Raw genomic sequence first — 14,285 nt, forward strand, 5'->3', positions numbered from 1 at the left:
TCGCTTTCGGTTGTAGGGATGGGATAGACTAACACCACACCGAAAGGATATGTTCAATGACCCAGCACGCATGGACACCTGTCACACATGACTCCTGCGCCGGCGTAAATGGCCCCTTCTACCACGGCACCCGGATCCGCTTCCAGGCCGGCGACCTGCTGACGCCGGGCCGCGCCTCCAATTTCGAGGCGGGCCGCGTCTCCAACAACGTGTATTTCAGCGCCTCGCTGGAGGCGGCGGTCTGGGGCGCGGAACTGGCGACAAAGCTCGCCGGGGACGAGGGCAGGGGCCACGTGTATGTCGTCGAACCCGTGGGCACGTTCGAGGATGATCCGAACCTGACGAACAAGCGCTTCCCCGGCAATCCCACGCGCTCGTACCGCACGCGGGATGCGCTCAGGATCGTCGCCGAAGTGGAGGGCTGGCAGGGACATCCGCCGGAAGCGATCCGGCAGATGCTCGACCATCTGGAAGAACTGAAGCGCGCGGGGCGTGCCGTGATCGAGGACTGATCAGCCGCGCGGACGCCTGCGCGCGCGCCGTGCGGCCAGCAGCGCGGCCACGCCGGCGCTACCCAGCCACAGTGAGCCAGGTTCCGGCGCGTTGCCCGGCCGGGGCGGGGACTTGCCCGGATCGTTCGTGTTGCCGGGCAGGTCGGACGTCGGCGGCAGCAGGTTGTCGGGGAGCGGTGACGACGGCTTCGTGCCGGTGTCGGTGGACGGCAGGACGGTGTCGTCGAGGCTCGTCGGCAGGTGCGTGTCGGTGGACGGCGAACCGCTGTCCGGTGTCGTGCCGGATGTGCCGCCGGCTGGCGTTCCGCCCGTGCCCGGATCGCCGGTGCCGCCCGGCGTACCCGTGCCGGCGCCGCCGCCGGTTCCCGTCGTGATGCTCGAGGTCTTGCTGACCAGGTACAGGGGCACGCCGCTGCCGGTCCAGGTGGCCTCGGGAATGCCGCTGCCGAAGCGGTTCATGCCTAAGTTGTGCAGCGACGATGCGCCGCCGTTGTGAGTCGCGGTGCTCGCGAAGGTCTGCAGCTGGAAGCCCTGGCCCGCGGGGTTGCCGTCAACCGCGAACCCGGCCTCTTCCACGTCGCCTTCCTGCGCCACTTCGACGGAGGAATCGAGTTCTGCTTCGCTCGGTCCCTTCGCTTCGACGGGCAACCGGGGCACGTCGGAAATGCGGTTGCCGCAGCGCGTACGGATTTCGTTCTGGCCGTCGGACAGCAGGGTCTCGCCCTTGGCCAGCTGCAGCTTCTGCGCCGTCCAGTACACCTTGTCGCCCTTGCGGTACGAGACGTACACGGCGCGCGGCTTGTCGACTGTCCTGACGGTGGCCCTGGCCGTCTCGAACGCGGCATAGTGCGTCGCGACGATCTTGTCCATGACGACGATGCGTGCCAGTTCCCGGCGGTCGGTCACGCCGCCGGGCACGATGGAATAGGGATAGACGCGGCGCGTCGTTTTCGTCTCCGCCTGTGCCGCCACGGGCAGCACGGCAGGGGCCGGCGTCGTCGCCTGCACCTGCGCCTGCGTGATGGGCGCCGGCACCGCGGGCGCACGCATCGCGAGCGCGTACAGGGTCGCGCAACCCGCTGCGCCGAGCAGGCCGATGGCGGCCAGGCGCTTGTTCAGGTGTACGCCCTTTCTGCTGCGGCGTATGTAGGCGCTGCGGTAGTCCATACGAGGCTGGAGACGTTGGAAGTAGGAGATTTCCTACAGGGTAGCACTGTTTCCAATAGTAATACTATATTTTTCTGTGGAAATTCTATTTGCATAGTGCAAATGGAGACAGTGGCTGCTGGCGGGTTGTTATATGCGTAGGGTGGGCACCCCGTGCCCACGCGTAACGCCAACATTTCGCAGACGTCCGCGTGGGCACAGGGGGGCCCACCCTACAAAGGGGATCAGTGCTCGACGAGGGCCAGGACGGCGGTGATGTTGTCGCGGCTGCCGTGCGTCTTGGCCAGGGCGACCAGTTCGTGGCAGCAMTGTTCCAGCGACTGCGCGTGCGCGCCGGCCAGTGCGTTTTCGATGGCGGCGTGCGGCGTATTGCCGTACATGCCGTCGCTGCACAGCAGGTAGACGTCGCCGGGGCGCGGCATGCTGGCCTTGACGTCGGGCGCGACGGTCACCGTCGGACCGATCGCCTGCAGCAGCAGGTTGCGCGGCGGGAAGTCGCCGGAGACGCCCGCTTCCAGCGCCTGCTGGTACATCGTCTGGTCGCGCGTGAGCACGGCCAGTTCGCCGTCGCGGTAGCGGTACAGCCGGCTGTCGCCGACGTGGAAGATGACGAGGGGGCCGCCCGGCAGGCTCTGCCAGAAACCGGTCAGCGTCGTGCCCATGCCGCTGCCTTCGCCATGGCCCTTCTGCACGTTGGCGCCGTACACGCGCGCGTTGGCGGCATCGACGGCTTCGTGCACGGCCACGATGGCGGGCATGTGCTCGTCCTGCCAGGTCGCGTCCGGGTCGGCGGCATCGCCGGGGCTGGCTTTTTTCGGGACGCTGGCGGCCAGCGCGTCGCGCAGGATTTGCAGCGCCAGGCAGGCCGCGATCTCGCCACCGTCGTGACCGCCCATGCCATCCGCCACGGCCACGAGGCGGAGCGAAGGGTCGATGAGGAAATTGTCTTCGTTCGAATGGCGCACGAGGCCGACATCCGTCAGGCCATACGCGCTGCCGAAGGCGAGGCGGTGATAAATGCTAGGGGTGAGCTGCTTCCATGTCATGACTATATGCTAACACGCGCCGCCGGCGCTGGCGACCTATGGCATGCCAGCCCCACAGGTTTATACTTGATATATGAACGACACCCGCTGCACCTGGGCCAATATGGCCAATCCGCGCTACATCGCCTACCACGACCATGAATGGGGCGTGCCGTGCCACGACGAGACGACGCTGTTCGAGATGCTCAATCTCGAAGGGGCGCAGGCCGGGCTGTCGTGGGAAACCATCTTGAACAAGCGTGCCGGCTACCGCGCCGCCTTCGACGGCTGGGATGCGGACAAGATCGCGCGCTACGACGATGCGAAAGTGGTCGAGCTGTTGGCCAACCCGGGCATCGTGCGCAACCGCCTGAAGGTCGCGGCCGCCATCAATAACGCCAAGGCCTACCTGCGCCTGCGCGAAGAGGGCCTCACGCTGGACGACTACCTGTGGAACTACGTCGACGGCCGGCCCATCGTCAACGACTGGCCCGACGGCGCGCGCCCGGCCCGCACCGAGCTGTCCGACCGCATTTCGAAAGACCTGGCCAAACGCGGCTTCAAGTTCGTCGGTTCGACCATCGTGTATGCCTACATGCAGGGCATCGGCATCGTGGACGACCACGACCGCGCGTGCCTGTGCCGCCGCCGGAGGTGACTCATGGACTATCGTGCAGGGTGGTGCGACCGGGCCCGCTTTACCGTCTTCGATGCGCATTACGGCGACGGCGCCGCGATCCGCGTCCTGACCGACGTCTGGCGCACCGATCCGCACCGTTCGCCCGGGCTGCACGTGATCGCCCGTTGCGACCACCTGCTGCCGGGCTTCCACCGCTTGCCGCAGGCCGAGCCTGGGCTCACCGTGGACCTGGTCAGCGCGCCGCTGGATGAGGCGCTCGCCCAGCTGACGGCGCGGATCGACCTGTTCCGCCTGCACGATATCGAACACGCCGGTACGGACTTCGCACGTCACGTGGCGCGCCTGGCCGCCCAGGATGCCCGCCTGCTGGTGCAGGGGCTCACGCAGGACCAGGTCGCCGCGCTGGAGGCGCAGGGTTTCGTGTTCGACGCGGACGGCCGCCATGCGCGCTTCGCGAGCCGCAAGCCGCGTCCGCCGCAGCCGCCGGTGCCCGAGCGGCGCGCCATCGTGCTGGGCGCGGGCGTCGCCGGTTCCGCCGCGGCCGAGCGCCTGTGCGCGCGCAAGTGGCAGGTGACCATCGTCGACCGCCAGCCGGCGCCCGCGATGGAAGCGTCGGGCAACCGCGCCGGCATCTTCATGCCGCTGCTGTCGAAGGACGACAACGTGCCCACGCGCCTGACGCGCGCCGCCTACCTGTACGCGCTGCGCCACTGGGAGCACCTGGGCGGCATCGGCCGCGCCATCGAGGGAGATACGTGCGGCGTGCTGCAGCTGGCGCGCGACGCCGACCATGCCGAGGTGCAGCGCGCCATTGCCGCCGACCATACGCTCCCGCCGGACTTCGCCCAGTGGCTGGAACGGCCCGAGGCGGAAGCCTTGCTCGGCCTGCCGGCACCGGACGGCGGCTGGCTGTTCCGCGGCGCCGGCTGGGCGCGGCCCGGCAGCGTGTGCGAGGCGATGCTGGCCGCGTGTGGCGGACACCTGGAGCGGCGTTTCGGCGTGGGCGACGTGCGCATCGAGCACGACGGCGACCAGTGGCGGCTGACCGACGCGCACGGCGACCTCGTCGCGCACGCGCCGAACCTGATCCTGGCCAACGGCGCCGGCGCCCTCGACATCCCGCAGGCGGCGGCGTTGCCGCTGACCGCGCTGCGCGGGCAAGTGTCGCATGTGCCGGCCGACATGGTGCCGCAACTGCCCGTCGTGCTGTGCCGCGAAGCCTATCTGACGCCGGCGTCGGGCGGCGTGTGCAGCGCGGGCGCGACGTATGACGCCGACCCGAACCCCGCACTGTCGCCGCAGAGTCACGAGGAAAACCTGCAGAAGTTGCGTGGCCTGCTGTCTGATCCGCAGGCGGCGGCCGGTGCGCCGCTGGAAGGTCGCGTGGGTTTTCGCTGCATCGCGCCGGACCGCCTGCCGCTCGTGGGCCGCCTGCCGGACTTCGCCGCCGCCGGCGCCACCGAGCGCCTGCGCGACGTGCCGCGCCATCCCGGCCTGTACGGACTGCTCGGCTATGCGTCGCGCGGCCTGATCTGGGCCGGCTTCGCCGCCGAACTGCTGGCCGCCCAGATCGAGAACGAGCCGCTGCCGCTGGAGGCCAGCCTCGTCGACGCCCTCGATCCGGCCCGGTTTGTGTTGCGCGCACGCCGCGCGCCGCGGGGTCCGCAAGCCGAAAATTGATTTCTTTCGGGAAACCGAAAGTTTCAAAGGTATAATGTGCCGTAAGCAACATTTCACATTATCCGGCCATGGACGACACACCCGACGCGCCAGAGCTCTCCCTCTTCCTCGCCTCGACCGCGCACGACATGAAGAATTCGATCAGCGTCCTCTCCGGGACGCTGGAGCGGTTGCTGGCGCGGTCGTCGCCGCAGTCCGAGTCGGCGTACCCGGAAATGGCGCACATGCTGTACCAGACGAAGCGCCTGAACGACAACCTGATGCAGCTGCTCGCGCTGTACAAGCAGGTGGGCACGCCCGCGTACCCCTTTGACGTGCAGCCGCTGGAGCTGGGCCAGCTGGTCGACCAGGTGGTGGCGCTGGAGCGCATGCTGCTGCAATCGCGCGGCGTGAAGCTGGAGCTGGACTACGACCCGGACCTCGTCTGGCATGTCGACGAAGACCTGATCGTGGGCGTGCTCTCGCATGCGATCAACAACGCGATCCACTACACATGCGACACGGTGCGCCTGGCGATCCGCGCGACGGACGACGGCTGGCTCGAGCTGCGCGTCGAGGACAACGGCCCCGGCTACCCGCCCGCATTGCTGCGCGCTGGCGCGATCGCGACGAAAGAGACGGCGGGCGGCATGAACTTCCTGACCAATAGCGCGGGCCTGGGCCTGTATTTTTCCAGCGAGGTCGCCAGGATGCACCGCCACCGCGAGCGGCGCGGCGGACTGCGCCTGGAAAACGGCGGCCGTTACGGCGGCGGCTGCTTCATCCTGCGCCTGCCATGAACACGTCCGTGACGGTACCGGCCATTGCGCCGGTCAAGGCCGTGACCGAGATCGACTGGGCCGACAAGAACTACCTCGTCGTCGACGACTTCATCGGCGTGCGCCAACTGCTGCGCGAAAGCCTGCGCAGCCTGGGTGCGAAGAACATCGACCAGGCGTCGTCCGGCGGCGAGGCGATGGGCCTGCTGGCGCGCATCCGCTACGACGTCGTCCTGTGCGACTACAACCTGGGCGACGGCAAGAACGGCCAGCAGGTGCTGGAAGAAGCGCGTGTACGCAACCTGATCAATCCGAGCACCGTGTGGCTGATGGTGTCGGCCGAGAAGAGCGTGGAATCCGTGATGGGCGCGGCCGAGCACCAGCCGGACGCCTATTTGATCAAGCCGATCACGGAAGGCGTGCTGCTGACGCGCTTGAACCGCGTCTGGCACAGGAAGCAGATCTTTCGCCTGATCGACCAGGCCTATACCGAAAAGGATTATTTGCGCGCGGCCCGGCTGTGCGACGCCGCCATCGAGGCGCACAAGGCGCACGAGATCGACCTGTTGCGCATGAAGGCCAAACTGATGGAAAAGAGCGGCGAGCCGGTGAAGGCGCGCGAGGTGTACGAGCGCGTGCTGGAGCAGCGCGAATACCAGTGGGCCCGCGCCGGCATCGCCAAGATCCGCATGGCCAACGGCGAGTTCGAGCAGGCGCGCCAGGCGTTCCAGAGCGTGATCGCGGAAAACCGCTACTACATCGACGCCTACGACCAGCTGGCCCTCGCGTACCAGAACATGGGCAAGCTGGACGAGGCCTGCGCGATCCTCGAGCGCGCGGCGAAGCTGTCGCCGAATTCCGTGCTGCGCCAGCGCAGCCTGGGCAATGTCGCCCTGAAGCTGGGCAACGTGCAGATGGCCGAGAAGGCCTTCCGCAAATGCATCGCGGTCGGCGAGTATTCGATCATGAAGACACCCGATGCCTACCTCGGTCTCGCGCGCGTATGCGGCCAGAAGAACGACCCGAAGGAAGCGCTGCGACTGCTGCTGCAGGCCCAGCGCGAGTTCGCCGTCGACCATCCGGACATCGCCCTGCGCTCCAAGATCACCGAGGGCCTCGTCTACCACGAGAGCGGCGACTACCGGCGCGCGCGCAAGGCCGGCGACGAGCTGGAAGCCTTGCTGAATGCGACCGAGGACCGCCCCGACATCCCGGCCTGCCTCGAACTGGCCACCTTGCTGTTCGCCGTCGGCGTGAAGGATGCGCCGGTGGACCTACTGTGCTACGTGATCCGCAACAACCACGACAACCCGCTGCTGCTGGACGACGTGCAAAAGATCTTCGACAAGGCACGCCTCGGCGACGAGGGCCTGGAACTGATCCGCGCATCGAAGAAGGAAGCGATCGACCTGATGAACCAGGGCGTGCTGTTGTGGAAGACGGGCAAGCTGAAGGCTGCCGTCGAGTGGATGCGGCAGGCGCGCAAAAAAGTGCCGAACAACCAGCGGATCCTGTTCAACGCGGCCCAGATCCTCGTGTCGCACATGCAGCAGCATGGCTACGATGCGGCGCTGTCGGCCGAGGCGTATGAGGTGCTGCATCATGTGGACCGGCTGCTGCCGGGGCAGCAGCGGTTTGCGCAGTTGATGGAGCAGTTGGCTCAGTTGCAGCCGGTGGTGGAGGGTGGGGCGATTGCCGAAGTGGCATGAAGCCGCAGGCGCATGTGCAGCGTTTCCGGTGACATGGCGAAGGCCACCCGTTCGTCCGGCTCGCCTCCGTGCGCCGTGTCAATCGACGCGATGTCGAAGCGTGCCAGCAGCATCGCCATGGCCACCTTGATTTCGAGAAGGGCCAGGTAGCGCCCGGGGCAGATGCGTGGGCCTGCGCCGAACGGCATGGCCGCCTTGCGATTGACCGCGTCCTGTAGCCAGCGCCCCGGGTCGAACTGCGCGGCATTCTCGAAGTGGGTATTGTCCGGGCTGGTGTCACGCATCAGGCACACGACGATCGTACCCTTGTCGATGGCGACGCCGCCCACGGTGGTGCACGCCAGGGCTTCGGCCGAAATGAAAGGGGCGGCCGGTTTCAACCGCATCGATTCGTGCACGCACGCGTCCAGGAAATCCAGCTGGCCGAGCTGCTCGATCGTCAACGCGTCCAGGCTCGGGACGCAGCGCAACACTTCTTCCCGCGCACGCCGCAGCGCGGCCGGATGCCGCTGCAGCAGCCAGATCAGCCAGGCCAGGCTGTTCGATGTTGTGTCCTCGCCGGCCAGCAGCATGGTCGAGACGTTGCCCGCCACTTCGGCCTCGGTCACACCACTGCCGTTTTCCGCTGCGGCAGCCAGCATCGCTTCGAGCATGTTCGGTGGATTTGCCGCGCGCCGCGGGTCCAGACGCATGCGCTCCCTGGCCTGTGCGACGAGGTCGATCACAACGTCGCGGAGCACGGCAATGCTGCGTTCCAGCCTGCGATCGGCCGGCAGCTTCACGTAGCGCCAGTACGGGAAGGGCATCATCGTCCGGCGCGCGACGCCCTGCAGGATCACGTCCAGATGCCGTTGGGCAGGGTGCTCGCCCATCTCGATCGTATTCACTTCGGTCCCGAACGCCAGCCCGGCGATGATGTCGATCGCGTACAGGCGCAGGTCGGCGCCCAGATCGATCGCCTGCCCGGCGTTGGCACGCTCTTCCCAGCGCCGCTGCAGGCGACGCGCCACCTCGACCAGCGCCGGAAAATACGCCTTCACCGCCTGCGGCGCAAACGCCTGCATGACCATGCGCCGCTGGTTGCGCCACGTCGCGCCTTCCGAATCGAACACGCCAGGCATGGCGCCCAGCTCGGCCGCGACAGCGGCCAGCACGGCCGGCCGCCGGAAGGTATCGGGCCGCTCGCGCAGCACCTTGCCGACCAGGTCGGGATCGGCCACCACGAGGAACGGACCTGTCGGGACGTTCACCCGGTACACAGGACCATGCTGCCGCGCCCATGTTTCCATGGTCTGGTGAAGGCGCCTGAGGTCGAACTGGTGCAGATTGCCCAGCAGCGGCAGGCCGCGCGGACCGGGCAGGTCGGCCAGGCGGCGCAGCGCGAGCGTGGTGCTGCCGGCGTGCGTGGCGGGAGGCTGGTGCGCTTCTACGTCTGGAACGGTCGTGTTGTGCATGGTGGTGGTTTCCGGGCATGGCATGAATGTCGCACTGCGTGCCCCAGTGTACGAGTATGTTGCTTTTATAACAAGCTTTATGTTTTTGTAAAACGGTCTTGGCAAATTCCACAACGTCAACTGGTGAATTTCATAATGTTGGCAAGATGCCATCGTGCAACAATTCCTTCATTCGGCCCGTCCAGGCCGCACCTGATTCCATCACGGAGACTGCATGGTCACATTGCACATCAATGGCCGCGACCACCAGGTCGATGCCGATCCATCCACGCCCATCCTGTGGGCATTGCGCGATCACCTCGGCATGACGGGCACCAAGTTCGGCTGCGGCGCGGCCTTGTGCGGCGCCTGCACGGTGCACCTGGACGGCGCTCCGGTCCGCGCGTGCATCACGCCCATCTCGGCCGCGGTCAACCATAAAATCACGACGATCGAAGCGATGGAAGCCGACAAGATCGGCAAGGCAGTACAGGACGCGTGGGTCAAGCACGACGTGCCGCAGTGCGGCTATTGTCAGAGCGGCCAGGTCATGAGCGCGGTGGCCCTGCTGCGCACCAAACGGCATCCCAGCGATGCCGACATCGACCAGGCCATGAGCGGAAACATCTGCCGCTGCGGTACATATCAACGCATCCGCGCGGCCATCAAGGACGCCGCCGCCACCATCGCTTAAGGAGAACCGCGTGCGCATCGAACGGAAGAACCGCGCGGCAGTGTCGCGCCGCAGCTTTTTGAAAGCCGGCACGGCCGCCGCCGGTGGGCTGGTACTGGGCTTCGTCATCCCCGGCGCCAATCGCGCGGCCGCTGCGGCCGCAGCGACGCCGCCCGCACCTACGCCGGCCGCACCGAACGCGTTCCTGCGCATTGCGCCGGACGACACGATCACGGTGATGGTCGACCGGCTCGAATTCGGCCAGGGCGTGCACACCGCGCTGCCGATGCTGATCGCCGAGGAGCTCGACGCCGACTGGTCGCGGGTGCGCGCCGAACTCGCGCCGGCCGGCGACGTTTATAAAGATCCGCTGTTCGGCATCCAGATGACCGGCAGTTCCATCTCGGTGGCGCACTCGTTCACGCATTACCGCGAAACCGGCGCGCGCGCCCGCGCGATGCTGATCGCTGCCGCGGCCGAGCGCTGGCAGGTCGCGCCGGCGCAGTGCGCCACGTCCAAAGGTGTCGTCATCGGACCCGCCGGCCGCAGGGCCAGCTACGGCGCGCTGGCTGATGCGGCCATGAAGCAGCCGGTGCCGGCGTCCGTCAGGTTGAAGGATGCGCGCGATTTTCGCTTCATCGGCAAGCCGGTGAAGCGCCTGGATGCACGCGCCAAGTCGAGCGGCAAGCAGCAGTTCGGCATCGACTTCACGCTGCCCGGCATGAAGACGGCCGTGGTCGCGCGGCCGCCGGTGTTCGGCGCGAAGGTGCGCAGCTTCGATGCCGCCAAGGCGCGGGCCATCAAGGGCGTGGTCGACGTGGTCGAAGTGGCGGTGGGCAGCGGCGGCCGCGGCGTGGCCGTGATCGCGGACGGCTACTGGCCCGCGAAACTGGGCCGCGACGCGCTGGTGATCGAGTGGGATACGGATGCCGTCGCCAGGCTCGACTCGGCCACCCAGATGCGCGACTACCGGGCGCTCGCGGCCAGTCCGGGCCAGCCGGCCATTGCGGCGGATACCGGCAAGCTGGCGTCTTCGGCGAAGACAATCTCGGCCGTCTACGAATTCCCATATCTCGCACACGCGCCGATGGAGCCGATCAACTGCGTGGTCGACCTCGGGCCCGACCGCTGCACCGTCTGGGCGGGCGTGCAGTTCCAGACCTTCGACCACGGTGCCATCGCCACCGCCACGGGTCTCAAGCCCGCTCAGGTGACCTTGAACACCATGATGTCGGGCGGCGGTTTCGGCCGCCGCGGGGTGACCACGTCGGATGACCTGATCGAAGCGGTCAACGTCGCCAAAGCGTATGGGCGCGGTCCTTTGAAGGTCATCTGGAGCCGCGAAGACGACATCAAGGGGGGCTACTATCGCCCGTCGCACGTGCACAAGGTCGATATCGGGCTCGATGACCATGGCGACGTCGTGGCGTGGAACCACGTGATCGTCGGCCAGGCCATCAGTGCCGGCACGCCGTTCGAATCGGTGCTGATCAAGAATGGCGTCGATTCGACGACGACCGAGGGCATCGTCGAGGCGTATGCGTTGCCGGTGAATCTGTCGGTGCATCATCCCAAGGCCAATGTGCCCGTGCTGTGGTGGCGCGGGTCGGCGTCGAATCACACGGCCTTTGTCATGGAGACGCTGGTCGACGAAGTGGCGCATACGGCCGGGGTCGATCCGGTGGATTACCGGCGCCGGCTGCTGGGTGACAGGCATCCGCGTCACCTGGCGGCGCTCGAGCTGGCCGTCGCGCGCTCTGGTTACGGCAAGAAGCAGTTGGATAAAGGCCGTGCCTGGGGCGTGGCCGTGCACGGCATGTCCGGCAGCGTGGTGGCCTATGTGGTCGAAGCGTCGGTCAAGGACGGCGTGCCCAGGCTGCACAAGGTGACGGCCGGGGTGCATTGCAATATGGCCGTCAATCCGCTGACGATCGAGGCGCAGGTGCAGGGGGCCGTGCTGGCGTCTCTCGGCACGACGTTGCCGGGTGCTGCCGTCACGTTCAAGGACGGCGTCGTCGAGCAGCAGAATTTCAACGACTACACGGTGGGCCGGATGACGGACATGCCGCATGTCGATGTGGTCATCGTGCCGTCCACTGATCCGCCGGGCGGCATGGGCGAGCCGGGCGTGCCGCCGCTGGCGCCGGCGTTTGCCAATGCGGTGTTCAGGCTGACCCACAAGCGGTTGCGCAAGTTGCCGTTTGATCTCGGTTCGGCTTGAGGAACGCTCGTTGCTCGGCTGCGAGCAGTTTTATTACCTTAAGGACTATATGTGCGTTTCACGTTACTTCCTTCGATTTGCCTTGGCGGTGACCATCGCATGCAGCACCAATGCAGTGCACGCACAAGACAAGGCTCCGACATTCGTTGCCAAGGAAACCGGTATCTATCGCGTAGATGCAAAGGGACAGCGAACGCTGATTCTGAAGGCAAAAAGTAGCGAAGTTTTCGCTACCACGACTTTTACGACCTCGCCAAATCACGCATGGGCCCTAATTGACCACCTCCCACGTAACCCTGGCGCTGGGCGAGTGGAAGAGGTACGTGTACTGATTTCGCTACAGGGTGGCACCCGTATCGAGCAAGACGCATTCAAGAGAAAGTATGGCGAGTGGTTGGACGAGCTTGCGGATTGGGCGCCTGACGCGCCGGCGACGATTGAACTGGAAAACGGGAAGAAAATTCGACTTCGATAGCGCATAGACGGTGTGACCGCTTAACGTCGAACTGAAAAGTGAGCAATGGTGGAGTCAGACGACTCGAAGGAGACAACTTCGCTAACCTACTCTTGGGAGCCAGCAACGGCCCTGACACTAACTTGTGCAGAACAATAAATATTTACGACGTCGAATATTTCCAAATGTTTCCCATAGGATACAATCATATTCTTCATGACATGTTGGGAGCATAACTATGAAGCGTGTGGCCGAGAACTTTGGTATCGCGTTGTGCGGCTTTGCGACCTCGATCCTGGTCGCAATCGCCGACGTCACAGTCGCACGCATCTCGGGATTCGATCTGTTTACCCTCTCGGTCTGGTTCGTCCTTCCGGTCGGTGCGCTGCTGACAGGTTGTGCCGCTGCTTCGGGTTACTACTTCGGCGCGCTCTACTTCCACAAGCGAACGAGTAAGATCCTGCTGCTTCAAATGGTTCTCATTGCGGCCTTTTCTCAATTCCTCATTTACTGGCTGCGATATACGACGCTAGTCCTGGATGATGGCCGCAAGGTGGCGGACTTCCTACCTTTCCTCGAATACCTCAAGATTTCGCTGACCAAGGCGCATTACAGCGTTACCCGCCCCAATGTCGACATGGGCGAGATGGGTGTGTTCGCGTACGTGTTAGCAGTGCTGCGCTTCTTCGGCTACCTGGCAGGTGCGGCAGTTGTCTATTCCGCTCTACGCGCGAAACCGGTTTGCCAGCCATGCAAGCGCTACCTGCGCCCGCTCGCGAAGAAGTACAAGTCCTTCGGAAATGCGGATGACGCCTCGGCCTACTTCGACAAATTGTTCAGTTATCCGATGGATGGGAAGGAATTTTCAGACCTGATTCGAACCACGACCAAGACTAAGGACAATTACGGAGCCTACTCGATCAATACCGTCCTGCTCGGCTGCCCACAATGTAAGGCTCAGGTGATTGACGAGAAGGTCAGTATCCGCAATGACCGGGATTGGGTGCGTGTGGAACACCTGGACCGTCGCGTGCGACTGCCAAATGGCGTCGACGTCGCACGGGTATTCCGTAGCAAACCCGTCTAATGCCTGCGGCAAGCTGTGTAAAAACTCGACACGCCCGCACCCGTTACTCGTGAGTGGCATTTGTACCGCAAAAGCTGAGTTATCTATGCTTCAACGAATGCCCTTGGCCTGAACGTACCGCTTCCAACGGCAAAAACATTCCATCGCTGCACGGCAATTCCGTGCGGCCAGGCAAACTGTTACATTCACAAAAATTTCCCGACCCTTGGAGGGGGCATGTTTCACAATTTGAGCATCAGGCACAAACTGGTCGCAGGCTTGGGCGCCATCGTCGCGATCATCCTGTTTCTGCTGATCCTGGCCTTCAACAATTTTTCCCGCCTGTCCGATGCCAACCAGTGGAATCGCCACACCCTCGAGGTGCTGCGCGAGATCGATGAGATCGACACATCCGTCCTGCAGATCCAGTCCTCGATGCGGGGTTTCCTGCTGACGGGGAACGAAACCATCGTGGCGCCGATCCCCAAGGACTACGCGGCGGCGCGTGCGCACACGAAGCGGGCCCAGGCACTCACCGATAGCGTCCGGCAGCAGGACCGCCTGCGCGAGGTCGACACCATCCTGACCACGTGGATGGAGAAATCGATCGTTCCGCGGATCGAGCAGCGCCGCCGCACCGCGCCGAACGATATCGGCGCGGTCCAGGTGGAGGCGGGCGTGTTGCTGGGTATGGGTAACGTCGCCGCCATGCGCAAGTTGCTGGGCGAGGTGGAGGCCGAAGAAGCCGGCCTGCTGGCCCAGCGCCAACAAGAGACCGATGACCTGCGCCAGACGATGAATGCCCTGCTCATCGGTGGCGGCGTGGCCTGCGTCGTGGTGGCCCTGCTGATCGCGACGCTGCTCGTGCGCGCCGTGTCGCGCCCGCTGGACAGCCTGATGCAGGCGACCGGCCAGATCGCCAGCGGCGTGCACGGCGCCCGCGCCGA

Annotated in this window: 13 protein-coding genes; 10 read left to right on the plus strand and 3 right to left on the minus strand. The window is 65.4% G+C overall.

Annotated elements, in window-relative coordinates:
- Positions 1–56 precede the first annotated feature (56 nt).
- Positions 57–512, plus strand: a complete 456-nt coding sequence (arr, locus tag AC1DYX_RS05070; protein ID WP_477256923.1) for an NAD(+)--rifampin ADP-ribosyltransferase — start codon at positions 57–59, stop codon at positions 510–512.
- Here the strand turns inward: arr and AC1DYX_RS05075 are convergent, their stop codons facing one another.
- Entirely contained in the window at positions 513–1,679 is a 1,167-nt protein-coding gene (locus AC1DYX_RS05075) for a hypothetical protein (protein ID WP_477256925.1), read from the minus strand. It lies immediately after the preceding gene.
- Positions 1,680–1,903: 224 nt separating this feature from the next.
- On the minus strand, positions 1,904–2,725 hold the full coding sequence (locus AC1DYX_RS05080) for a PP2C family protein-serine/threonine phosphatase (protein WP_477256927.1): 822 nt from the start codon (positions 2,723–2,725) through the stop codon (positions 1,904–1,906).
- Positions 2,726–2,798: 73 nt separating this feature from the next.
- On the opposite strand from AC1DYX_RS05080, the gene AC1DYX_RS05085 reads away from it, so the two are divergent.
- From AC1DYX_RS05085 to AC1DYX_RS05100, 4 genes are all read left to right on the plus strand, one after another.
- Positions 2,799–3,362, plus strand: a complete 564-nt coding sequence (locus AC1DYX_RS05085; RefSeq protein ID WP_477256929.1) for a DNA-3-methyladenine glycosylase I — start codon at positions 2,799–2,801, stop codon at positions 3,360–3,362.
- A gap of 3 nt (positions 3,363–3,365) precedes the next feature.
- A complete protein-coding gene (mnmC1, locus tag AC1DYX_RS05090; protein ID WP_477256931.1) occupies positions 3,366–5,024 on the plus strand; it encodes an FAD-dependent 5-carboxymethylaminomethyl-2-thiouridine(34) oxidoreductase MnmC1 in 1,659 nt (552 codons plus the stop codon).
- 68 nt (positions 5,025–5,092) lie between these two features.
- Positions 5,093–5,803 carry a sensor histidine kinase gene (locus AC1DYX_RS05095; RefSeq protein ID WP_477256933.1) on the plus strand — a complete coding sequence of 237 codons (711 nt, stop codon included), beginning with the start codon at positions 5,093–5,095 and terminating at the stop codon, positions 5,801–5,803.
- The gene (locus AC1DYX_RS05100) at positions 5,800–7,491 is read left to right on the plus strand and encodes a tetratricopeptide repeat protein (protein WP_477256935.1); all 1,692 of its coding nucleotides are present in this window, start codon (positions 5,800–5,802) and stop codon (positions 7,489–7,491) included. The genes AC1DYX_RS05095 and AC1DYX_RS05100 overlap by 4 nt, the downstream gene beginning before the upstream one ends.
- On the opposite strand, the gene AC1DYX_RS05105 is transcribed toward AC1DYX_RS05100, so the two are convergent.
- Positions 7,443–8,945 carry a cytochrome P450 gene (locus AC1DYX_RS05105; protein WP_477256937.1) on the minus strand — a complete coding sequence of 501 codons (1,503 nt, stop codon included), beginning with the start codon at positions 8,943–8,945 and terminating at the stop codon, positions 7,443–7,445. The genes AC1DYX_RS05100 and AC1DYX_RS05105 overlap by 49 nt on opposite strands.
- Before the next feature lie 214 nt (positions 8,946–9,159).
- Here AC1DYX_RS05105 and AC1DYX_RS05110 point away from each other — a divergent pair, with 214 nt between their 5' ends.
- The 5 genes from AC1DYX_RS05110 to AC1DYX_RS05130 all read left to right on the plus strand — a co-directional run.
- Positions 9,160–9,618: a (2Fe-2S)-binding protein gene (locus AC1DYX_RS05110; RefSeq protein ID WP_477256939.1), complete on the plus strand. Its 459-nt coding sequence runs from the start codon at positions 9,160–9,162 to the stop codon at positions 9,616–9,618.
- A gap of 10 nt (positions 9,619–9,628) precedes the next feature.
- Positions 9,629–11,818: a xanthine dehydrogenase family protein molybdopterin-binding subunit gene (locus tag AC1DYX_RS05115; RefSeq protein WP_477256941.1), complete on the plus strand. Its 2,190-nt coding sequence runs from the start codon at positions 9,629–9,631 to the stop codon at positions 11,816–11,818.
- Between the two features lie 10 nt (positions 11,819–11,828).
- Positions 11,829–12,293, plus strand: coding sequence for a hypothetical protein (locus tag AC1DYX_RS05120; RefSeq protein WP_477256943.1), 465 nt, complete (start codon positions 11,829–11,831; stop codon positions 12,291–12,293).
- Positions 12,294–12,510: 217 nt separating this feature from the next.
- Positions 12,511–13,359, plus strand: a complete 849-nt coding sequence (locus tag AC1DYX_RS05125; RefSeq protein WP_477256945.1) for a hypothetical protein — start codon at positions 12,511–12,513, stop codon at positions 13,357–13,359.
- 216 nt (positions 13,360–13,575) lie between these two features.
- The coding region (locus tag AC1DYX_RS05130; protein ID WP_477256947.1) for a CHASE3 domain-containing protein at positions 13,576–14,285 on the plus strand (710 nt) is incomplete at its 3' end.

Source organism: Massilia sp. P2_C2 (genome assembly GCF_056404615.1).